This is a genomic window from Pseudomonas sp. B22(2017), from assembly GCF_002113105.1.
GTDB classification, from domain to species: Bacteria; Pseudomonadota; Gammaproteobacteria; order Pseudomonadales; family Pseudomonadaceae; genus Aquipseudomonas; species Aquipseudomonas asiatica.
This window is the reverse complement of the sequence record NZ_NEJN01000004.1, coordinates 141,318-163,779: the sequence shown is the minus strand read 5'-3', so window position 1 is coordinate 163,779 and position 22,462 is coordinate 141,318. Positions and strand designations below refer to the sequence as shown.

Sequence of the window (22,462 nt, the reverse complement as noted above, 5' to 3'; positions counted from 1 at the left end):
GGCTTGCAGGCTCGCGATGTACTTGTGGGAGCGGGTTTACCCGCGAAGAGGCCGGCACAGGAGCACATCATCCTCACTGGCCTTGAACAGGCCGAGCGCGTAATCTCCGGGCATGCCACACATCGCCCGACTGTTCTGGATCCTGTTGCTCGCCTGCCTGAGCCCGCTGGCCCTGGGCGAGCGCCTGCGCCTGGTGACCGACGACTGGGCACCTTATGCGTACCAGCACGACGGCCAACCGCGCGGCATCGACTACGAAGTCACCACACGGGTGTTCGAGCGCCTTGGCGTCGAGGTGGAGTGGGAGTTCCTGCCGTGGAAGCGCTGCCTGGCAATGATCGAGCAGGGCTTGGCCGACGGCATCATGGATATCTTCCAGAACGAGTCGCGCCAGCACTACCTGGTGTACGCCCCCGAGCCCATGTCGGAGGTAGAGTTCGTCCTGTTCCACGCCCGCACTCGACGCCATGCCGTCAAGACTCTCGATGACCTTGCCGGCCTCACCGTCGGCACCTCACCCGGCTACGCCTACGGTGCCGCTTTCAACGAAGCCGCACATTTCCGGCGCGAAGCTGCACCTACCCATGAAGCCAACTTCGGCAAGCTGATGCTGGGCCGCATCGATCTGGCAATCACCGACCGCAAGGTCGGCCATTACCTGCTGCGGCATCTGGGCCTCCAAAAGCAGGTCGAGGAGCTGCCCTTGGTGATCAGCCGCCAGCCCCAGTACCTGGCGCTGGCGCGCAAGCCAGGGCGGGAGGCACTGGCCCAGGCCTTCGCCGTGGAACTGCGGCGCTTCAAGCAGGAACCGGCCTATGCAGCGATCAGCAACCGCTACACAGGCGACATCGGAAACATTCTCAACGCCGTTGAGCAGCAGGAAAGCAGCACAGCGCGATAGCTCTGTTATACTCGGGCCTTCCCGCCCGGCTCACGCCCGGACGCTCGGCCTCGCAACAGGCATCCCGATCGGCATCGACGCACTTTCGCGTCCACCCTCTGCTACCCGGATGTGCAGTGAAAGCCCAGCTGGACCGGACGCGATCGCATCCCACCGATGCCCGTCGCGCCAGGCAGAACATCCCAAACGGGCCCAGCCCACACGAGAACAGGATTGCCCATGTCCTTTGCTTCCCTCGGTCTCTCCGAGGCTCTTGTCCGCGCTATCGAGGCTGCGGGCTATACCCAGCCGACCCCCGTGCAACAGCGGGCGATTCCCGCCGTGTTGCAAGGCCGCGACCTGATGGTCGCCGCACAGACAGGTACTGGTAAAACCGGCGGTTTCGCCCTGCCGATCCTCGAGCGCCTGTTCCCGGCCGGCCACCCCGACAAGTCGCAGCGCCATGGCCCGCGCCAACCTCGCGTGCTGGTCCTGACCCCGACCCGCGAACTGGCAGCCCAGGTGCATGACAGCTTCAAGGTCTATGCCCGTGACCTGCCACTGGTCAGCGCCTGCATTTTCGGCGGCGTCGGCATGAACCCGCAGATCCAGGCCATTGCCAAGGGTGTGGACGTGCTGGTCGCCTGCCCTGGCCGCCTGCTCGACCTGGCCGGCCAAGGCAAGGTTGACCTGGCCCACGTGGAAATCCTGGTGCTGGACGAAGCCGACCGCATGCTCGACATGGGCTTCATCCATGACGTCAAGAAAGTCCTCGCCCGCCTGCCGGCCAAGCGCCAGAACCTGTTGTTCTCGGCCACCTTCTCCAAGGACATCACCGACCTCGCCGACAAGCTCCTGCACAACCCGGAGCGTATCGAGGTCACCCCGCCGAATACTACCGTCGAGCGTATCGAGCAGCGCGTCTACCGCCTGCCCGCCAGCCACAAGCGCGCGCTGCTGGCGCACCTGATCACCCAGGGTGCCTGGGAACAGGTACTGGTGTTCACCCGCACCAAGCACGGCGCCAACCGCCTGGCCGAGTACCTGGAAAAGCACGGCCTGACCGCCGCCGCGATCCACGGCAACAAGAGCCAGAACGCCCGCACCAAGGCCTTGGCCGACTTCAAGGCCAACAGCGTGCGCGTACTGGTCGCCACCGACATCGCCGCCCGTGGCCTGGACATCGACCAGCTGCCGCACGTGGTCAACTTCGAGCTGCCGAACGTAGAGGAAGACTACGTCCACCGTATCGGCCGTACCGGCCGTGCCGGGCGTTCGGGCGAGGCCATTTCCATGGTCGCGCCGGATGAAGAGAAACTGCTCAAGAGCATCGAGCGGGTAACCAAGCAGAAGATTCCTGACGGCGACCTGATGGGTTTCGACGCCAGCCAGGTTGAAGCAGAAAAGCCTGAAGTACGCGAACGCCAGCAGAACAATGGCCGTGGTGGCCGTAACCAGCAGGCCCGCGGCGAAGGCGGCAAAGACGCCAACGGCGGCCGCAAGGACAAGGGCAAGGATAAAGGCAAGGCCAAGCAACAGGCTGCGGACAAGCCGGCCGACAAGGAAAAGAGCGGCGACAAGCAACAGCAGCAACGCAAGCCGCGTGACAAGAAGCCACGCCAGCAGCAACAGCAGGCCAGCAACGGCAGCGTGCCGAAAGTGCCTGCCGACCGTGATCCTGAAGAGTTCCTGGACGACGATATCGACAACTTCGGCAACCGTGCCGACTATGTCAGCCCGTACCAGGGCAAGAACCAGGGCCGCAATCGCCGCCCGGGTGCCAATGCCGGCCAAGGTCAGGGCCAGGGTAATGGCCGCAGCAACACCGGTGGCCAAGGTCGCAACAGCGGCCAGCAGCGCAACGGCGGTGGCGGCGAGAAACGTCCAGCCCGCGCTAACAACGGTGGCGGTGCCCGTCGTGATGGGGGTGGCCGTAGCCGCCCGGCCCGTGACGATGCTGCCCGGCAAGAGCCGGCCGTTCGCAACCCGCGCCAGCCGGAAAAACAGCCAGTGATCATCCGCAAGGAATCCAAGCTCGACCGTTACCCGACGCCTGAGCAGCTGGATGATCTGCCGAGCCGCCCGCGCGGTGAGCGCCCGGCGCTGTTGACCCGCAAGGGCTGACAGAAGCACCGAGGGGGCTGCTTCGCAGCCCTATCGCGACACAAGGCCGCTCCTACAGGGTTACGTAAATCCCTGTAGGAGCGGCCTTGTGTCGCGATAGGGCCGCAAAGCGGCCCCCTCAGTTTTCAGCAGGTAAGAATTACTTCTGCTTCACACCTTCAACACTGATATCCAGGTCCAGGGTCTGCGAGGTAGCGCCCGGGCCCTTGATGCCGAAGTCGTTCAGGTTCAGCGTGGTGGTAGCGTTGAAACCAGCGCGCTCGCCGCCCCATGGGTCCTTGCCTTCACCGTTGAAAGTGGCCTTGAAGGTGACCGGCTTGGTCACACCGTGCATGGTCAGGTCGCCAGTCACGTCAGCAGTCTTGTCGCCAGTCGGCTTGACGCTGGTGGAGACGAACTTGGCTTCGGGGTACTTCTTCACGTCGAGGAAGTCGGCGCTGGCAATGTGCTTGTCACGCTCGGCGTGGTTCGACCACAGGCTGGCGGTTTTCAGGTCGACGTTGATCTTGCTGGCTTCAGGCTTTGCACTGTCCCAGGTGAAGTTGCCGTCGAAGTCCTTGAAGGTACCGTGAATGAAGCTGTAGCCCAGGTGGCTGATCTTCCAGTCAACGAACGCGTGCTGGCCTTCCTTGTCGATCTTGTACTCGGCAGCCATGGCCTGGCCGGCGGAGAGGAGAGCGGTACCGAGCGCCAGAGCGGCAAAAGTCTTTTTCAACATCCTTACTTCCTTCCTTTGCAATTGAGGTTGAGAGTCAAGCTTTGCGGCCCAGCATGCGGGTCAGGGTCGCGTCACGGTCGATGAAATGGTGCTTGAGCGCTGCCAAGCCATGCAGCACGGCAAAAATTACCAAGCCCCAGGCCAGCCAGAGATGGATCACGCCTGCCAGGTCTGCCTGGTCGGGCAGGTCGCTGACCAGTGCCGGCACTTCGAACAGGCCAAACACCGGAATGCCGACACCGTCGGCGGTAGAAATCAGGTAACCGGCGATCATTACCGCGAACAACCCAACGTACAGGGCCAGGTGGCCCAACTTGGCTGCCAAGCGGGTAAGTGCGCCGTGGCTGGCTGGTGCCGGTGGTGGCGGGCTGATGAAGCGCCAGAGCACCCGCAGCAGCATCACCGCCAGCAGCACCAGGCCAATGCTTTTGTGCAGGTCCGGGCCGGCCTTGCGCCAAGGGCTGTAGTAGTCGAGGCCGACCATCCACAGGCCCAGGCCGAACAGGCCGAAGACTGCCAGAGCCACGCCCCAGTGCAGGACGATGCTGACCACGCCGTAGCGAGAAGGTGAATTGCGCAGTTGCATGTTGCGTGTTTCCCCGTGAAAGCTGTGCACAGACTAACGCGTAACGCATCGAATAAAAGCGTAAAAAACTGCTTTGGATTATCGATAAATACGATATGTATTCTGTAAGTTTCCCATTAAGGAAACATTAACGATAGACGGAGCGTTCGCGGTTGCCAGTGCCGCCCCTTTCGCAGCACAAGGCTGCTCCTACAGGACGGCGCAGAACCTGTAGGAGCAGCCTTGCGCTGCGAAGGGGCCAGCACTGTAATAAATCAACCCGCTTTGGCCTGGGTATTGGCCACAGCTTTCTTGGCCGGTTCGGACTTGGCAGTCGCTTTTTTGGTCTGGGCTGGCTTGTGCGCCGGTGCACGCTTGGCAGGTGCAGCCTTGGTAGCAGCAGGCTTGGCCGCTGCTTCCTTGACCACAGGCGCTGGCGCAACCGGGGCCGGTGCGGCTTGCGGGGTTGGCGCAGGTGCCGGCGCCACTGCCTCGGCCTTGGCAATCGGCTCGGCCTTCACCTCAGGCTTGTCCGTCCCGCCAAAAAGGCGCTTGAAGAAGCCCGGCTTATCCTGCTTGGCCTCATCGACCGGCTTCGGCTCGGCCTTGACCGGGGCCTTGTCAGCCTTGTCGCCCTTGTCGGAAGAACCACCGAACATGTTGGAGAAGAACCCACCCTTGCTCTCCTTGGCCGCCACGGCGCCTGCAGCTGCTGCCGCCGCCACCGGTGCCGCCTTGGCCGGGTCGAACGACTTGCCGGCCAGCAGGTCCTGCACCTGGCTGGCCGCGCGCTGGCCACTGCGCAGGGCGCCTTCCAGGGTGCCTGGGTAGAGGGCGTCGGTATGCTCACCGGCAAAGGTGATGCGCTGCACCGGGCGCTCCCACAGGCGCCAGTACTTGCTGATCTGGCCCGGGCCATAGGCCAGGTAGGCGCCGCCGGTACCGGCGTCGGTGCTGTAGCGCTTGACCTCGTAGCCGGTGAACGAGCCACGGGCCTGTGGGTAGAACGCATGCAGGCGGATCAGCACCTGGTCGACCATCTGTTTGTCGCCGAACGCCTGCAGCAGGCGGGCGTTGTCGCCCGACAGGTTGATCACCACGTTGGCGCCACCCTTGAGCGCGGGTTCGATCCACAGCATACCCAAGCCTGCGTTACTGAAGATTTCGCCCGACATGCGCGCCCGGCTTTCCCATACCGGCTTCTTGAACTTGAGCATCAGCTGGTCGCGCCAGCCATAGTTGGTACCCTTCAACGCCGCCAGGTGCTGGCTGTCCAGGCCCGGGGTCATCTGGATCTTGGCCAGGGCGCGCAGGGGCACGGCCATGACCAGGTAATCCGCCTGGTAGCCGACGCTGCCGACCTTGACCGTGACACCGTCCTTGTCCTGGACGATGGAGGTCACGGGTGAACTGGTCTTGATGGTCTTCAGTTGCTTGACGAACGCTTGGGCCAGCACCGGGCTGCCACCAGGCAGGCGCGCGGCACGCAGGTCACGGTCGCTGACGCCGCGATACACGCGGTTCTGCTGGGCAAAATACAGCAGCGACAGGCGCGATGGCTCATCGTAGCGGGTACGGATCTGCTGGTTGACCAGCTGGCGGGCGGTGGTCGGCAACTGCAGCTTGTCCAGCCAGGTGGAGACGTTGATCTGGTCGAGGGCGAACAGCGTGCTGTTGGCTTGCGGGTTCAGCGGGTCTTCGATCGAACGGGCCAAGTCATCAAGGGTTTTCTCGTAACGCTTGAGCGCCTCGGCAGTGGCCGGTTGCTTGGTAGCCAGGTCGGTGGCACTGAAATACTCGCCGTCGATCAGGTAACCGGGGGTACGCACGAACTCCGGTGCCGGCAGTGTTTCAAGTTTGAAACGGTCGAGGTACTGGTTGAGCACCGGCTGCGCCTTGGCGTTGCCGATCCACTCGCTGGTGGCCAGGCCCGAGCGCCCGCCCATGCCTGCCTTGGCTTCCAGCAGCGTCACCTGCCAGCCTTTGTTCTGCAGCTCGTAGGCGGCCGTCAGGCCCGCCAGGCCGCCACCCACGACGATCGCCGAAGGTGTCTTGTCCTTTGCCAGCGCGGCGCCGCTGGACACACCAATCAATACCAACGCGCACAGGCGCACCCAAGCAGCAGCCATGTCGGCGAACTCCGAGTCAGGGGGTTACAGAAACGTGGAGAGGCAGGAATGCCCCGGGAGAGATGCGTTAAGAATACGTCAGGTCTACCGACCCTGCCAGCGCAGTGACATCAAGTCCTTTTCGCCACAGACATTTTTGCCTGCAGCGTTTCCACGCGGTAGCAAGCGTAGCTGGCAACCCGATGAACAGCGGCGGTTGTCCTGCCCTGCGGCATTGCTTAGGCTTACGCGGTCGAACCAAGCCGCAAAGCCAGGAGAAGTGCCCATGGGCCTCAATGATCAGTGGATGCAACGCGACCTCAAGGTCCTGTGGCACCCCTGCACCCAGATGAAAGACCACGAGCAGCTGCCGCTGATCCCGATCAGGCGCGGCGAAGGCGTGTGGCTGGAAGACTTCGAAGGCAAGCGCTACCTGGATGCGGTGAGCAGCTGGTGGGTCAACGTGTTTGGCCACGCCAACCCGCGTATCAACCAGCGCATCAAGGACCAGGTCGACCAACTGGAGCACGTGATCCTGGCCGGTTTCAGCCACCAGCCGGTGATCGAGCTGTCCGAGCGCCTTGTAGCCATGACCCCGGCCGGCCTCGACCGGGTGTTCTATGCCGACAACGGTTCGTCGTGTATCGAAGTGGCGCTGAAGATGAGCTTCCACTACTGGCAGAACGTCGGCAAGCCGGGCAAGAAGCGCTTCGTCACCCTGACCAACAGCTACCACGGCGAAACCATCGCCGCCATGTCGGTCGGCGATGTGCCGCTGTTTACCGAAACCTACAAGGCGCTGCTGCTCGACACCCTCAAGGTGCCCAGCCCCGACTGCTACCTGCGCCCCGAAGGCACGAGCTGGGAAGAGCACTCGCGCACCATGTTCCAGGCCATGGAACAGACCCTGGCCGAGCACCACGCCTCGATCAGCGCGGTGATCGTCGAACCACTGATCCAGGGTGCCGGCGGTATGCGCATGTACCACCCGGTGTACCTCAAGCTGCTGCGCGAGGCCTGCGACCGCTACGACGTGCACCTGATCCACGACGAAATCGCCGTGGGCTTCGGCCGCACCGGCACCATGTTCGCCTGTGAACAGGCCGGTATTCGCCCGGACTTCCTGTGCCTGTCCAAGGCCCTGACCGGCGGTTACCTGCCACTGGCCGCCTGCCTGACCACCGACAAGGTGTACCAGGCGTTCTACGACGACTACCCAACCCTGCGTGCGTTCCTCCACTCGCACAGCTACACCGGCAACCCGCTGGCCTGCGCCGCGGCGCTGGCGACCCTGGATATTTTCGAGCAGGACAACGTGATCGAGGCCAACAAGGCCCTGGCCACACGCATGGCCAGCGCCACCGCGCACCTGGTCGACCACGCGCATGTGGCCGAAATTCGCCAGACCGGCATGGCACTGGCCATCGAGATGGTCCAGGACAAGGCCGGCAAGGTCGCCTACCCGTGGCAGGAGCGTCGTGGCCTGAAAGTGTTCGAGCATGCCCTGACGCGTGGCGCCCTGCTGCGCCCGCTGGGCAGCGTGGTGTACTTCCTGCCGCCGTATGTGATTACGCCAGATCAGATCGACTTCCTGGCAGAAGTGGCCAGCGAAGGCATCGACATTGCCACCCGCGATAGCGTCAGCGTGGCCGTACCGGCCAACTTCCACCCCGACTTCCGCGACCCGGGCTAAGCCCGGAAGCCCGCCGCGTACTCTGTGGGAGCGGGTTCACCCGCGAATGCAATAGTGGAGTCACCGCCGCATTCGCGGGTGAACCCGCTCCCACAGGGACCACCTTCTCCCTTTAGCTTGAGCTCAACCATGAGACTGTCCCGCTTTTTCATCGACGCCCCCCTGAGCCTTGGCGAGCATGACCTGCCCGAAGCCCAGGCCCACTACATCGGCCGCGTACTGCGCATGGCCCCCGGCGACGCCGTGCAGCTGTTCGACGGCAGTGGCCAGGAGTACCGCGGCCAGTTGCTCGAAGTGGGCAAGAAAACCGTGCGCGTCAGCCTCGACCAGGCCCTCGCCGGCCAGGCCGATTCACCACTGCACGTACACCTCGGCCAAGGCTTGTCCCGTGGCGAGCGCATGGACTGGGCGATCCAGAAAGCCACCGAGCTGGGCGCCAACGAAATCACCCCGATCGTCAGCGAACGCTGCGAAGTGCGGCTGAAGGACGAACGCGCCGACAAGCGTCTGGCCCACTGGCGACAGGTGGCAATCAGCGCCTGCGAACAATGCGGCCGCTCGACCTTGCCGGTCATCCACCCGCCAGTGACCCTGGCCGAGTGGCTGAGCAGTGCCAAGGCCGACCTGAAACTGGTCCTGCACCCGGTGGCCGAACCGCTCACCAGCCATGGCAAGCCGGCCACCCTGGCCTTCCTGATCGGCCCCGAAGGCGGCCTGAGCGAAGCGGAGGTCGAGCAGGCCAAGGCTGCCGGTTTCCACGCCGCACGCCTCGGCCCACGCGTGCTGCGCACCGAAACCGCACCGGTGGTGGCACTGTCGGTGGCACAGCAACTGTGGGGTGACTTTTAACTAACGCACGTAGAACGACACCGCCACGAAATGCATGAGGCTGCCGGCGATCACGAACAGGTGCCAGATGCCATGCCAGTGGCGGAAGCGGCTGTCGAAGGCGAAGAAGATGATGCCGACGGTGTAGAACACCCCACCGGCAGCCAGCCAGGCAAAGCCGGCGCTACCGAGCGAGTGCAGCAGCGGCTTGACCGCCACCAGCACGATCCAGCCCATCACCGCATAGATGATGATCGACAGGATGCGCGCCTCGGAGCGCGGCTTGATCTCCTGCAACATGCCGATCACCGCCAGCCCCCAGACCACCCCGAACAGGCTCCAGCCCCAGGGCCCGCGCAGGCTGACCAGGCAGAACGGCGTGTAGCTGCCGGCGATCAGCAGATAGATCGACAGGTGATCGAGCTTGCGCATGATCACCTTCGCCCGCCCGCGAGTGCTGTGGTACAGGGTAGAAATGCTGTACAGCAACAGCAAGGTGCTGCCGTAGATGGAGAAACTGACGATCTTCCACGGGTCGCCCTGCAGGCCCGCGACCACGATCAGCCAGATGGCACCGATACAGGCCAGGACGGCACCGACCAGGTGGGTCCAGGCGTTGAAGCGTTCACCGTAGTACATGCAAACACAGACCTCCTGAGGTGGGCTGGGTTCCTGCGTCCTTCTGTACCGGCCTCTTCGCGGGTTTACCCGCGAAGAGGCCCTGTGCCTTACATCCTAACCAATCTCAGGTTGCAATTGCGCGTCACGCACCAGCCGTTCCAGCCCGGCCAGGTCCGGCACACGCGCTACCTGTTCGCCCACCTGCACCGCCGCCAGTTCCAGGCGACCCAGCGCCACGTCCACGTAGTTCAGCTGGCTGTCCAGCTTGCAGGAGCGCGGTATGTCCTGCAGCAACAACGCCAGGTAGCGCAGGCCGGTATCACCCAAGGCATTGAGCACCACCACGCGTGCCCGCTCGCCGCAGGGTGTCTCGCCACCGCACGCGGCTTCGAAGCCGATCAGCGGCAGGCGCTGCTGGCGCCAGTCGATCCAGCCCAGGTGCCAGGCCGGCTCGCCGCGTTGGCACACCACGTTGCGCTGGCCACTCAACTCCGCCACCGCCACGTTGGGCAACACCAGGGTACGGTCGCCCAACGGCAGCAAAAGCCCGGTCAGGCTGCTGCGTTGGCCGGCGATCAGTTCAAGCATGGGTCTGGCTCCAGTGGGCAATGCTCTGCAACAGGACCGACTCCTGGTACGGCTTGCCCAGGTATTCGTTGACGCCGATGGCCATGGCACGGTCGCGGTGCTTCTGCCCGGTGCGCGAAGTAATCATTATGATCGGCAAGTCTTTCAGTCGTTCATCACGGCGGATACGTGTGGCCACCTCGAAGCCGTCCATGCGCGGCATCTCGATGTCCAGCAGCAACACATCGGGGCGGTGTTCTTCCAGCAGGGCCATTGCATCGACCCCGTCCTTGGCCGTCAGCACACTCATGCCGTGGCGTTCCAACAGGCGGCTGGTGACCTTGCGCACAGTCACCGAATCGTCCACCACCATTACCAGCAACGCCCGCCGTGGCGCCGGGCCGAACACCTGGCGCCGAGCCGCACCGCCACCCGGCAGGCGCGCCAGGCGCCGCTGCTGACCACGCAACTGGCCCAGCAGGTCGAGAATCAGTACCACCCGACCATCGCCCAACAGCGTTGCCCCCGACAACCCGGCAACTGCGGCAAACTGCGGCCCCAGGCTCTTCACCACGATCTCGCGGCTGGGCGACAGGCTATCGGCCTGGATGGCGAACGACTGCTCCTGGGAATGCACCAGCAGCACCGGCAGCGGCACGCTCTGCCCGAGCAATGCCGGGCGCGGCATGCCCTGCAGCAGCTCACCCAGGTAGCGCAGCTCGTATTCGTGGCCGGCGTACACATAACGCGGGGCGTCCAGCTGGTAGCACGCCGCCAGTTCGGCCGGCGGCACGCGGACGATGCCCTCGATGGTATTCAGCGGAATGGCGTACTGCTCTTCGCCCAGGTGCACCATCAGCGCGCGGTTCACCGACACGGTGAACGGCAGGCGGATCAGAAAGCGCGCGCCCTTGCCCTGGGCTGACTCGATACTCATCGAGCCGCCCAGCTGCTTGACCTCCTCGTGCACCACGTCCATGCCCAGGCCACGCCCGGAAATCTGAGTAATCTTCTCGGCAGTGGAAAAGCCCGGGCGCAGAATGAATTGAAGGATCTCGTGATCGCTCAATTGCGCCTGCGGGTCCAGCAGGCCGCGCTTGATGGCCTTGCGGCGCACCGCTTCCAGTGGCACGCCGGCACCGTCGTCGGTCATTTCGATAACGATATCCGCGCCTTCGTGCAGCAGATTCAGGTGAATGGTGCCCTGCTCCGGCTTGCCCGCAGCCAGGCGCATTTCGCGGCTTTCCAGGCCATGGTCGACGGCGTTGCGCAGCATGTGCTCCAGCGGTGCCACCATACGTTCGAGCACGCTGCGGTCGAGTTCACCCTCGGCATTGCCGACCACCAGCTCCACCTGCTTGCCCAGCTCGCTGGCCACCTGCCGTACCACACGCTGCAAGCGCGGCACCAGGCGCTCGAAGGGTACCATCAGGGTAGCGGTCAGGCCTTCCTGCAACTGGCTGTTCACCCGCGCTTGCTGCTGCAGGAGGCTGTGGGCTTCCTGTGCGCGCTGTGCCAGGGTTTCCTTGAGGTCGAGCAAATCCGAGGCGGACTCGAACAAGGCCCGCGACAGCTGCTGCAGTTGCGAGTGGCGGTCCATTTCCAGCGGGTCGAAGTCGTCATAGGCATCGCCTTCGAACTGCTGCCGGCTGGACATCCGCCCTTGGGTCTCGATATCCAGGCGCAGCAACTGGTCGCGCATGCGCTCGAGGGTGGTTTCCATCTCGTTGAGGGTGAACTGCGCATCGTTCACCTGCTGCTCGATGCGCCCACGGATGATCGAGTGCTCACCGGCCAGGTTGCCCAGGTCGTCGAGCAGCTCGGCATCGACCTTGACCATGTCGCCCGGTGCCCGCTCCGGTGCCACCGCCGGGGCCTCACTGGTTGCGGCTTCGACCGGCCCCTGGCCGGCGGCGCTATCGGCCAGGGCCGAGAAGCTGAAGTTGCGGATGTAGTCGATCAGCGCGGTGGCGGCATGCAGCGGTTGCCCCAGGCGCACGGCATCGAGCATGTGCGCCAGGCGGTCATGGCAGTTCTGCAGCAAGGCGAACAGTGGCGCGCTCGGTGGCATACGGCCTGCGGCCAGCAGTTCGTAGAGAAACTCCAGCTCGTGGGCCAGGTCGCCGATCGGCGCAATTTCGACCATGCGCGCCACACCCTTCAGGGTGTGCAGGTCGCGCATCAGGTTGTCCACCTCGACACTGTTGCGCGGGTCGGCCTGCCAGCGCGCCAGGGCTGCGGCGGCACTCTCGACGATGTCCGAGCTTTCTTCGAGGAAGACTTCCAGCAGCTCTTCGCCTGGGCTTTCCGGCTCTTCGACCAGCGGCTCGGCCACAACCGGCAGCAAGGGGTTGTGCGCAGGCCCCAGGCCAAGGGTATCGGCCAGGTCCATGTCCGGATGCAACGGCGTGACCGTGTCGATGCCCACCAGGCCAGTGGCCTCCGGTGCCAGGGCCTGGCCAAGCAGGTGGCGCAGGCTGTCGACCAGCTCTGGCCTTGGCGGGATGTCCTGCCCGGCCGCCACTTCGTCGAGCATGTCCAGCAGTGCTTCATGGGCCCGCTGCACGTGGGCGAAGAACCGTGCATCGGCGGGCAGGCTGCCCTCCTCCACGGCGCCGTACAAGTCGAGCAAGGCCTCGCACACGTCATCCATCTGCCACAGGTCGGCCAGATGCGCGGCGTGGCCCAGGGTAGTCAGTTCGTCGAGCAGGGTGTCCAGCGCATCGCGCTGGCCGGGCTGTTCCTGCCAGCGCGACAGCAACGACTCGGCATCAAGCAGGATATCCATGGCCTGGGCCAGGAAACTGGCAATCGATTGCGGGTCGCGCTTGCTGCGCCGCCCATGCTGCGGGTCGTCATGCAAGCTGGCCAGGTGCCCGTCAACCGCCTGGCCGACCTGCTCGATCAGTTCTGCGGCACCGGGGATGGCTGCCAACGGCGTGCTGTCGAGTTGCACCAGGCCCAGGTGGAACAGCGAGCGCGCAGCTTCCAGCCATTCGATCTCGGCCATTCGCAGGGGCAGTTGGTGGCCCTTGTATTCACGTGCCAGGCGGTCGAAGGCGGTGGCCAGTTCGGCGACCGGCATCACCCCGGCCATGGCGGCACTGCCCTTGAGCGTGTGCAGGGCGCGCTGCAGGCCATCGCTGACCTGCGTATCGTGGCCGTCGGCGCCCTGCAGGAAAGCATCCAGGCTGGCCAGGTGGCCCTGCGCCTCGCTGCGGAAAATGTCGAGCAGTTGCGGATCGAGGCCGTCGATGTCGGCCGCCACCGGGGCATCGTTTTCGGCGAGGGCATGCAGGTGCCCGGCCAGTTGCTCGATTTCCGTCAGTTGCGGCAACTGGCCTGCGGCGAAGTCGGCCAGCAGGTCGGGCAGGTAGACGAATACCTGCTGCAGGGCCACCACGCCTTCCGGGCTGAGCACGCTGCGGCCCTCGAGTACCCGGTTCAGCAGGTGTTCTGCGCCCCAGGCCAGCTCGGCCACCGCCTCGGCATGCACCATGCGGCCGCTGCCCTTGAGCGTATGCAAGGCGCGGCGTACTTCTCCCAGTGCCTCGCGCTGCTGGTTGTCGGCACGCCAGCGCAACCAGTGGCGCTCGATTTCCGGCAGCAGTTCACCGGCCTCGTCGAGAAACACTTCACGCAGCTCGTCATCGATGCCATCAGCGCTGCCATCCTGGCCTGCGGTGGCCTCGACCATCGCGCAGTGCACACCCAGTGTCGCCAGGCTGGCGCGCGCCATGTCGATGAAGGGCTGGCCATCCGCCAATGGGTCCGCCACCCGCCATTGCAGGTAGCATTCGGCGGCGCTCAGAGCCTCGGCCAAGTGCGTCAGCTCATCGGCTGGCGGCTCCACCTCCAGGTGCTGCAGCCACCGCTGCACATAGCTGGCGCAACCGGCAAACAGCTCGGCCACGGTCGGCAGCATCAACATCGCCAGTGCACCACGAATCTGCTGCAACAGCCCTGGCAAAGGTTGCAGGCGTTGCCGAGGCCAGCCGGATTCCAGGCAATCGCCGATCAGGTCCTTGGCCTGCTGCAGCACATTCAGCGACTCGTTCAACACCAGCTGGCGGATTTCGGCCAGGTCCGAGCCCGGCAGGCCGCCCTGGCCGTTTTCCTCCAGCGGGCCGACCATGCCATTGAGCGTGGCCTCCACGTACAGCAGGGCCCCCGCTACATCCATCAACACCGCGTCGTCCACGGCCCGCTCGCCCTGGGCCAGGGCCTGCAGCGCCAGCACCTGGTCGATGATCACCCGGCGTGGCTGCTGGAAACCAAGCACCGCCAGGGTGTCGGCCACGTGGCGCAGCGGTGCCAGCAGGGCATCGAGCTGCTCGCTGTGCTGGCGATCGCCACGCACGAACTGGTCCAGGCGTTCCTTGATGCGCATCAGGTCGTCGCACAGCGCGGTCACCACCGAACGCAGGGCATCGCGGCCAGCCCCTGCCTGCAGCTGCTCGCGCCAGTTGCCCAGCGACAGGTCGAGGTTGGCCAGGTCGTCGGCACCGGCAAAGCGTTGGGTGGCGCCGCTGATCAGGCTGGCCTGGGCCAACGGCTCCTCGCCACGGCAGGCACGCAGTTGGTTGAGCAGCGGCAGCATCACCAGTGGCAGGTCGTGGCGGGCGCCGCGCAGGCGTTCCAGATACGATGGCAATTGCTCCAGGCCGCGGAACAACGCGCCCAGGCAATCACCGCGGGGGCTGACCTGACCATCGGCCAGGGCCTTGGCGAACAGCTCCAGTTCTTCAGCCAGGCGCGTGGCACCGCGCAGTTCGAGCATGCGCAGGCAGCCGTGCACCTGGTGCAGGTTGTCGACCACGAATGCCAGCATTGACAGGTCGCCAGGCTCGCCGGCAAAGCGCTCCAGCGCCTGGCGCGCCTGGCCCAGGCAGTCGAGGATGGCGGCTTTGGTCCAGGCCAGCGCCACGGTGTCGTGGCGCTCGGGGCTTACAGCTGCTACAGCCATGGGCATTCCTCGGCGCGGCTCTTCAGTAGGGCTATTCACTTGGGTTCTGCTGGTGGTGGCAGGGTGAACCCGGACACCGAACGGCGCATCTCGCTGGCCATGCGTGCCAGGTGGCGGATGCTGTCGGCAGTGGCGCCGGAGCCGGCGGAGGTCTGCGCGGTAATCTGCTGGATGACCGCCATGGTGTGGGAGATCTGCCCGGCAGACGAAGTCTGCAGCTGGGCGGCATCGGAGATGCTGTGGATAAGGTCGGCGAGGTTCTGCGAGACGCCTTCGATCTCGGCCAGCGCCACCCCGGCATCCTGGGCCAGGCGGGCACCGCGCACCACCTCGGCGGTAGTCTGCTCCATGGAGATCACCGCCTCGTTGGTGTCGGCCTGGATGGTGCGCACCAGCGCTTCGATCTGCCGGGTGGCCGATGACGAGCGCTCGGCCAGGCGCTGCACTTCGTCGGCGACCACGGCGAACCCACGGCCGGCCTCGCCGGCCAGCGAGGCCTGTATCGCCGCGTTGAGGGCGAGGATGTTGGTCTGGTCGGCAATGTCGTCGATCAGGCTGACGATATCGCCGATTTCCTGGGAGGACTCACCGAGGCGCTTGATCCGTTTGGCGGTGTCCTGGATCTGTTCGCGAATGTTGTCCATGCCGTTGATGGTGTTGTGCACCACCTCGTTGCCCTTGTTGGCGATCGCCACCGAGCGCTCGGCCACCTTGGCCGACTCGTAGGCATGCGCCGAAACCCGGTCGATCGATTCGACCATGTCGCCAACCGCCTCGGAAGCCTCGCTGATCTGCTCGGCCTGGTGCTCCGAGGCCTTGGCCAGCTGGCGTGCGGTGTTCTGTGTGTCCTGCACGGCGGCAGCGACCTGCACGGCACTGTGGTTGATGGTGGCGACCAGGTCGCGCAATTGGTCCACGGAATAGTTGATCGAGTCGGCAATGGCGCCAGTGAAGTCCTCGGTCACCGATACGGTCACGGTCAGGTCGCCGTCAGCCAGCTCTTCGATTTCGTCGAGCAGGCGCATGATCGCCTGCTGGTTGCGTTCGTTCTTTTCCGCCGTCTCACGCAGCTGGCGGTTGGTGGTGCGTACCATGACCAGGCCGATGAGGATGATCGAAGCCAGCGCCAGAAGGCCCAGGACATAGCCGCCGACGGTGTCGAGCGTGCGCCCGCCGGCCAGGTTCTCGAAACCGTTGGCCAGGTGCGAGGCCTCGTCGAGCAGGGTTTGCGACAGGCTGAAGATGTTGCCCGCAGCCTCGCGCACGCGGAACAGTTCCGGCGAGGTTTCGAGGATTTCATCCACCGAGCCGGCAACGAACTGGAACAGCTCTGCAATTTCAGCCAGGCGCGCACGGGCATCGGCGTCCTCGACACGGGTCACCTGGATCGCCGCGTTGCCACTGAGCATGCCCTCGAGCACCTGGCCGAAGCGCCCGGCATCGCGGCCGAAGGCATCCGCCGCCTGGGCCGCGGCGTCGTCACCGGCCAGCACAGTGTTGACCGAGCCGAGAATGCGTTCGGCCAGCAGCAACTGGCGCTGGGCCACCGCCACCTGGCTGGCCGGGGCGCCACTCTGCAGCAGGATCTCGACCACTTTCTCGTATTCCACCTGCAACTGCGGCACGGTCTCGGCCAGGGTCGCCGCCACCTGGTGCAGCGACAGCACGGTCTGCTCGCTGGCCAGGATGGTGTCGGTGTTCTTGCGCAGGTTTTCCCAATCGCGGCGTACCGCTTCCATTTCGTCACGCACCATGGGCGGCGCAGGTGGCAGGCCGGTGGACTTGTCACCTTCACGCAGGTAGCCCCAGCGCCGTTCGAAATCGTTGCGCGCGTCCGACAGCAGCTTGAAGGCCAGGGCCTTGCCGGTGGCGGCTTCGGTGGCGTTCTTGGCGATGCGCTGCGACAGCACCCGCAGTTCGCCGGCGTGGCCGATGTACTGCTTGTCGTAGTTGGACTGGGTGTTCAGGTAGGCAAAGTTGGCGAACAGCAGAATGATCGACAGGATCAGGATCAGGAACAGCACGGTGATCTGCGCGATGCTGCGGGTACGTGGGGTCACGGTGGTGACGGGGGTGGCAGGCTTGTTCACGTTCGCAGGTCCTATAACGCCACATCGAGAAAGCCCGGCGCCTGGGCCAGGGCGAAGGGGCTGAAGATCGCCCAGTTGCGTTCACGCGGGAAGTGCCCCTGCACGAAAGGTGCAGCGGCGCGGATCAGGGGCTGTGGCGGCGACAGTTGCAGGCTGTCGAGGGCAAAGTGCTGCAGGCCCAGCACCTCGTCTACCAGCAGACCGACGAACAGGTCCTCGTGGTCCAGCACCAGCACCCGCCGCTGCTTGCCCGGGGCGGCGTGGCCCAGGCCGAAGAAACTGCTCAGGTCCATCACCGGTAGCAGCCGTCCGCGCAGGTTGGCTACCCCGCACACCCACGGCTGCACGCCGGGGACGCGGCTGCTGCGCGGTTCGCGCAGCACCTCGGCAACCTCGCCCATGGGCGCGACGAACCATTGCCCGGCTATGCGGAAGCCGATGCCGCTCCACTGTTGCAGGCGGTTGTCCTGCGGCGGCTGGTCGGCGACCAGCAGGCGGCAGCGCCGGTCGATGTCCAGCAACAACTCGAAGGCGGTCAGCGACGCGCCCTGCGGGCGGGTGGTCAAGCCCCGAGCACTTCTTTGAGCTTGGCGATCAGCGCGTCCTCTTCCACCGGCTTGGTCAGGAAGTCACGAGCGCCCTGGCGCGTGGCCCAGATACGGTCGGTTTCCTGATCCTTGGTGGTGACCACGATCACCGGGATGGTGCTGGTTTCCGGGTCCTTGCTGAGCTGACGGGTTGCCTGGAAGCCGTTCATGCCGGGCATCACGATGTCCATCAACACCGCGTCGGGCTTGTCCTGCCGTGCCAGGGCCACGCCATCGGCACCGTTGTTGGCCTTGAGCACCTGGTAGCCGTGCTTTTCCAGCCATTCGGTCAATCGGTACATCTCTGTCGGCGAGTCGTCGACAATCAGAACTCGGGCCATGCTGGTTCCCCATCAGGAAAGAAAGACCGTGCCATGGCGAGGCGCGGTCAGGGTGCGTGTTGTTGGGCTGCGGCAAAACCGGGCACGTGGGCGCGGATCGCGTCGAGCAGTTCTTCCTTGCTGAACGGTTTGGTCAGGAACTGGTCGGAGCCGACCACCCGGCCGCGGGCCTTGTCGAACAGGCCGTCACGTGACGACAGCAGAATGACCGGGGTGTCCTTGAAGGCACTGTTGTGCTTGATCACCGCGCAGGTCTGGTAGCCGTCCAGGCGCGGCATCAACACATCGACGAAGATGATGCTGGGCTGGTGGTCGACGATCTTGGCCAGGGCATCGAAGCCATCGCTGGCGGTGATCACCTCGCAGCCCGCTTCACCGAGCAACATCTGTGCGGTGCGGCGGATCGTGCGCGAGTCGTCGATCACCATCACCTTCAGGGGTTGTTCCATCACTTGGGCTACCGTCGCTGCTTATGCCGAATTCCTGGAGCTGCTGCGCAGCCCCAAAGGCCTGTTGTATAGCGCTATGACTGGCATTTTTAGCACACTCCGGGTGGCCGTTCCATCTGCGGCGCCCCTTGACCGGCGGCGTTCACGGCGCCACCCTGAGCCACTTTTCTTTCGATCCATCGCGGCCACGTGCCGCCAAGAGGAACCACCCCATGAGCGTTCGCCTCGGCATTGTCATGGACCCCATCGCGTCCATCTCCTACAAGAAGGACAGCTCGCTGGCCATGCTGCTGGCCGCACAGGCGCGCGGCTGGAGCCTGTTCTACATGGAACAGCGCGATATGTACCTGGGCGCCGGCCAGGCCCGTGCGCAGATGCGCCCGCTAAAAGTGTTCGCCGACCCGGCCCGCTGGTTCGAGCTGGGCGAGGAGCAGGACAGCGCGCTGGCCGAGCTGGACGTGATCCTGATGCGCAAGGACCCGCCCTTCGACATGGAGTTCGTCTACAGCACCTACCTGCTGGAGCAGGCCGAGCGCGAGGGGGTACTGGTGGTCAACCGCCCGCAGAGCCTGCGCGACTGCAACGAAAAACTGTTCGCCACCCAGTTCCCGCAGTGCATGGCGCCTACCCTGGTCAGCCGCCGTGTCGACATCCTGCGCGAGTTCGCCGACAGCCGTGGTGACGTAATCCTCAAGCCGCTGGACGGCATGGGCGGCGCCTCGGTGTTCCGTCACCGCAAGGACGACCCTAACCTGTCGGTGATCCTCGAGACCCTGACCCAGCACGGCGGCCAGCAGATCATGGCGCAGGCCTACCTGCCCGAGATCAAGGACGGCGACAAACGCATCCTGATGATCGACGGCGAGCCGGTGGACTACTGCCTGGCGCGTATCCCGGCCAGCGGCGAGACCCGTGGCAACCTTGCCGCCGGCGGCCGTGGCGAAGCACGCCCGCTGAGCGACCGCGACCGCTGGATCGCCGCCCAGGTCGGCCCGACCCTGCGCGAGAAGGGCCTGATGTTCGTGGGCCTGGACGTGATCGGCGACTACCTCACCGAAATCAACGTCACCAGCCCCACCTGCATCCGCGAGATCGATGCTGCCTACAACACCGATATCGGCGGGCAATTGATGGATGCCATTGATCGCCAGCTGAAGGCGCGCTGACCGCCGACGCACGGCAACAACCCAGAGTGGGGTATGATGCGGGTCCTTTTAGCCTGGCCTGCTGCCCCGCCCTGCGGTTGCTGGAAACCCGATGACGCTGCCCGCTGACATCCCCGCCGACCTGCTGCCCCCCCGTGTTCGCCCGGTGGACCGGCTCGGCTTTACCCTGTTCCTGGCTGCCCTGGTGCACCTGGCGCTGATCCTCGGCGTTGGCTTCAGCGTGGTCAAGCCTGCAGAAATCCGCCACACCATGGACATCACCCTGGCCACCTTCAAGAGCGAGAAACCACCGGAGAAGGCCGATTTCCAGGCCCAGGACAACCAGCAGGGCAGCGGCACCCTGGACAAGAAAGCGGTGCCCAAGACCACCGAACTGGCACCGTTCCAGGACAGCAAGATCAACAAGATCACCCCGCCACCCGCCGCGAAGCCCGAGGTGGTACCGCCCCCTGTCCCGCAGAAGTCGGCGGTAGTGACCACGGCGCCCAAGCCGCAGAAGGTCGAGCCCAAACCCAGGGAAAGCAAACCGCAGCCCAAGCCGGCAGCCCCGGCACCGGACTTCGACAGCTCGCAGTTGTCCAGCCAGATCGCCAGCCTGGAGGCGGAGCTGTCCAACGAACAGCAGATGTACGCCAAGCGCCCGCGCATCCATCGGCTCAACGCCGCCTCGACCATGCGCGACAAGGGCGCCTGGTACAAGGAGGAGTGGCGCAAGAAGGTCGAGCGGGTGGGCAACCTGAACTACCCCGATGAGGCGCGCCGGCAACAGATCTACGGCAACCTGCGCATGATGGTGTCGATAAACCGCGATGGCTCGCTGTACGAGGTACTGGTGCTGGAGTCGTCCGGGCAACCGGTGCTTGACCAGGCGGCGCAGCGCATCGTGCGGCTGGCGGCGCCGTTTGCGCCGTTTACCGGGGACCTGGCCGAGTTTGACCGGCTGGAGATCATCCGCACCTGGCGCTTTGCCCGTGGGGACCGTTTGTCCAGTAACTGAATCAGGGCCGCTTCGCGCCCCATCGCCGGCAAGCCAGCTCCCACAGGGATAGCATGTGGCTTGAGATCGATGCGATCGGTGTGGGAGCTGGCTTGCCGGCGATGGGCTGCACAGCAGCCCCAAAGCAGCCATGCCGAGCACCTTGTCAGCCTCGCCACCTGGCGCCACACTATCCCCCATGAAAACCCTCACGCCGAGCTACCTCAAGCATCAGTTCCTGATCGCCATGCCACACATGGCCGATCCGAACTTCGCCCAGACCCTCACGTACATCGTCGAGCACAACGCCCATGGCGCCATGGGCCTGGTGGTCAACCGGCCGCAGGAGCTGAACCTGGCCGACATCCTCGAGCAGCTGCGCCCGGACGAAATGCCACCGGCCAGCACCTTGCAGGTGCCGATCTACCAAGGTGGCCCGGTACAGACCGACCGTGGCTTCGTGCTGCACAGCAGCGAATGCAGTTTCCAGGCCACCGTGGCGCTGGAAGGGCTGTCGCTGACCACCTCGCAGGACATATTGCTTGCCATCGCCGCCGGGGTAGGCCCGAAACAGAGCCTGATCACCCTGGGCTATGCCGGCTGGGAAGCGGGCCAACTGGAAGCGGAGCTTGCCGACAACGCCTGGCTCAACTGCCCGTTCGACCCTGAAATCATCTTCGGCCTGACCAGCGACCTGCGCCTGGAAGCCGCCGCCGCCAGCCTGGGGATCAACCTGAACCTGCTGACCAGCCAGGCGGGCCACGCCTGATGGCCGAACTGCACCCTGAACTGCGTCTGCTGCTAGGCTTCGACTACGGCAGCAAACAGATCGGCGTAGCCGTCGGCCAGGTGGTCACCGGCCAGGCCCGCGAGCTGTGCACACTGAAAGCACAGAACGGCGTGCCGGACTGGGCCCAGGTGGAAAAGCTGATTGCCGAATGGAAGCCCGACGCTATCGTCGTCGGTCTGCCGCTGAACATGGACGGCACCCCCAGCGAAATGAGCGCCCGCGCAGAAAAGTTCGCCCGCCGCCTGAACGGCCGCTTCAACCTGCCCGTGCACACCCACGACGAACGCCTGACCACCTTCGAGGCCAAGGGCGAGCGCATGGCCCGTGGCGGCCAGCGCGGCAGCTACCGCGACAACCCGGTCGATGCCATCGCCGCCGCCCTGTTGCTGCAAGGCTGGCTGGAGGCCAATACCTGATCATCTTTGCCGCCGGCCCCGCCCGGCGCACCCTTCCGAGGAGCCCGCAATGAGCCTACCCAATCCCGCCGACCTGATTCGGCAGATGGCTGTCGACCTTCGTGCCCACCTGGCGCGCCGGGCAATTACCGAACCGCGCTACATCGGTATCCGCACCGGCGGCGTCTGGGTTGCCCAGGCCCTGCAGGAAGCCATGGGCGACACCAGCCCCATGGGCACTCTGGACGTCTCGTTCTATCGCGACGACTTCAGCCAGAACGGCCTGCACCCGCAAGTGCGCCCGTCCGAGCTGCCGTTCGAGGTCGAGGGCCAGCACCTGGTGCTGGTGGATGACGTGCTGATGAGCGGCCGCACGGTACGCGCCGCGCTCAACGAACTGTTCGATTATGGCCGCCCGGCCAGCGTCACCCTGGTCTGCCTGCTGGACCTGGATGCCGGCGAACTGCCAATCCGCCCGAATGTACTCGGCGCCACCCTGTCGCTGCCCCCCCATGAACGGGTAAAATTGACCGGACCCGCACCGCTCGCCCTCGAGCGCCAGGACCTCGCCTCCGCTTCCGCCCTTTAAGAGTCCCCC

Annotated in this window: 19 protein-coding genes; 9 read left to right on the top strand and 10 right to left on the bottom strand. The window is 65.1% G+C overall.

The genetic code is table 11. From position 1 onward, the window contains the following. The first annotated feature begins 112 nt into the window (after window positions 1-112). Both CAG18_RS11125 and CAG18_RS11120 read left to right on the top strand, forming a co-directional pair. On the top strand, window positions 113-901 hold the full coding sequence (locus tag CAG18_RS11125; RefSeq protein ID WP_085720893.1) for an ABC transporter substrate-binding protein: 789 nt from the start codon (window positions 113-115) through the stop codon (window positions 899-901). 219 nt (window positions 902-1,120) lie between these two features. After that, a complete protein-coding gene (locus CAG18_RS11120) occupies window positions 1,121-3,004 on the top strand; it encodes a DEAD/DEAH box helicase (RefSeq protein ID WP_178075707.1) in 1,884 nt (627 codons plus the stop codon). 139 nt (window positions 3,005-3,143) lie between these two features. Here the strand turns inward: CAG18_RS11120 and CAG18_RS11115 are convergent, their stop codons facing one another. The 3 genes from CAG18_RS11115 to CAG18_RS11105 form a co-directional block, all read right to left on the bottom strand. Beyond that, window positions 3,144-3,722: a YceI family protein gene (locus CAG18_RS11115; protein ID WP_013974517.1), complete on the bottom strand. Its 579-nt coding sequence runs from the start codon at window positions 3,720-3,722 to the stop codon at window positions 3,144-3,146. Between the two features lie 34 nt (window positions 3,723-3,756). Beyond that, on the bottom strand, window positions 3,757-4,308 hold the full coding sequence (locus CAG18_RS11110) for a cytochrome b (protein ID WP_085720892.1): 552 nt from the start codon (window positions 4,306-4,308) through the stop codon (window positions 3,757-3,759). Window positions 4,309-4,562: 254 nt separating this feature from the next. Then, window positions 4,563-6,416: a flavin monoamine oxidase family protein gene (locus tag CAG18_RS11105; protein ID WP_085720891.1), complete on the bottom strand. Its 1,854-nt coding sequence runs from the start codon at window positions 6,414-6,416 to the stop codon at window positions 4,563-4,565. A 265-nt stretch (window positions 6,417-6,681) separates the two neighbouring features. Here CAG18_RS11105 and CAG18_RS11100 point away from each other — a divergent pair, with 265 nt between their 5' ends. Both CAG18_RS11100 and CAG18_RS11095 read left to right on the top strand, forming a co-directional pair. Further along, window positions 6,682-8,088 carry an adenosylmethionine--8-amino-7-oxononanoate transaminase gene (locus tag CAG18_RS11100; protein WP_054572175.1) on the top strand — a complete coding sequence of 469 codons (1,407 nt, stop codon included), beginning with the start codon at window positions 6,682-6,684 and terminating at the stop codon, window positions 8,086-8,088. Window positions 8,089-8,217: 129 nt separating this feature from the next. Then, window positions 8,218-8,937 (top strand): 16S rRNA (uracil(1498)-N(3))-methyltransferase, encoded by a 720-nt coding sequence (locus tag CAG18_RS11095; protein WP_054572176.1) that lies wholly within the window; start codon window positions 8,218-8,220, stop codon window positions 8,935-8,937. Here CAG18_RS11095 and CAG18_RS11090 read toward each other — a convergent pair whose 3' ends face one another. From CAG18_RS11090 to CAG18_RS11060, 7 genes are all read right to left on the bottom strand, one after another. After that, window positions 8,938-9,555: a hemolysin III family protein gene (locus CAG18_RS11090; protein ID WP_013974522.1), complete on the bottom strand. Its 618-nt coding sequence runs from the start codon at window positions 9,553-9,555 to the stop codon at window positions 8,938-8,940. Between the two features lie 96 nt (window positions 9,556-9,651). Then, window positions 9,652-10,125 carry a chemotaxis protein CheW gene (locus CAG18_RS11085; RefSeq protein WP_085720890.1) on the bottom strand — a complete coding sequence of 158 codons (474 nt, stop codon included), beginning with the start codon at window positions 10,123-10,125 and terminating at the stop codon, window positions 9,652-9,654. Next, window positions 10,118-15,070, bottom strand: a complete 4,953-nt coding sequence (locus tag CAG18_RS11080; RefSeq protein ID WP_085720889.1) for an Hpt domain-containing protein — start codon at window positions 15,068-15,070, stop codon at window positions 10,118-10,120. The genes CAG18_RS11085 and CAG18_RS11080 overlap by 8 nt, the downstream gene beginning before the upstream one ends. Window positions 15,071-15,105: 35 nt before the next feature. Continuing rightward, the gene (locus CAG18_RS11075) at window positions 15,106-17,160 is read right to left on the bottom strand and encodes a methyl-accepting chemotaxis protein (protein ID WP_013974525.1); all 2,055 of its coding nucleotides are present in this window, start codon (window positions 17,158-17,160) and stop codon (window positions 15,106-15,108) included. An 11-nt stretch (window positions 17,161-17,171) separates the two neighbouring features. Then, window positions 17,172-17,726, bottom strand: a complete 555-nt coding sequence (locus tag CAG18_RS11070; protein ID WP_003257767.1) for a chemotaxis protein CheW — start codon at window positions 17,724-17,726, stop codon at window positions 17,172-17,174. Next, on the bottom strand, window positions 17,723-18,088 hold the full coding sequence (pilH, locus tag CAG18_RS11065; protein ID WP_003257768.1) for a twitching motility response regulator PilH: 366 nt from the start codon (window positions 18,086-18,088) through the stop codon (window positions 17,723-17,725). Before pilH ends, CAG18_RS11070 begins: the two co-directional genes overlap by 4 nt. A 47-nt stretch (window positions 18,089-18,135) precedes the next feature. Further along, a complete protein-coding gene (locus tag CAG18_RS11060; protein WP_003257770.1) occupies window positions 18,136-18,537 on the bottom strand; it encodes a PleD family two-component system response regulator in 402 nt (133 codons plus the stop codon). Between the two features lie 212 nt (window positions 18,538-18,749). Here CAG18_RS11060 and gshB point away from each other — a divergent pair, with 212 nt between their 5' ends. The 5 genes from gshB (at window position 18,750) to pyrR (ending at window position 22,453) form a co-directional block, all read left to right on the top strand. Further along, window positions 18,750-19,703, top strand: a complete 954-nt coding sequence (gshB, locus tag CAG18_RS11055) for a glutathione synthase (RefSeq protein ID WP_085720888.1) — start codon at window positions 18,750-18,752, stop codon at window positions 19,701-19,703. 91 nt (window positions 19,704-19,794) lie between these two features. After that, window positions 19,795-20,700: an energy transducer TonB gene (locus CAG18_RS11050; protein ID WP_013974528.1), complete on the top strand. Its 906-nt coding sequence runs from the start codon at window positions 19,795-19,797 to the stop codon at window positions 20,698-20,700. A gap of 178 nt (window positions 20,701-20,878) precedes the next feature. After that, window positions 20,879-21,448, top strand: a complete 570-nt coding sequence (locus CAG18_RS11045; RefSeq protein WP_015272081.1) for a YqgE/AlgH family protein — start codon at window positions 20,879-20,881, stop codon at window positions 21,446-21,448. Further along, complete coding sequence (gene ruvX / locus CAG18_RS11040) at window positions 21,448-21,885, top strand: Holliday junction resolvase RuvX (RefSeq protein WP_013974530.1); 438 nt, start codon at window positions 21,448-21,450, stop codon at window positions 21,883-21,885. The genes CAG18_RS11045 and ruvX overlap by 1 nt, the downstream gene beginning before the upstream one ends. Window positions 21,886-21,934: 49 nt before the next feature. After that, window positions 21,935-22,453, top strand: coding sequence for a bifunctional pyr operon transcriptional regulator/uracil phosphoribosyltransferase PyrR (pyrR, locus tag CAG18_RS11035; RefSeq protein ID WP_015272082.1), 519 nt, complete (start codon window positions 21,935-21,937; stop codon window positions 22,451-22,453). Window positions 22,454-22,462: the final 9 nt, after the last annotated feature.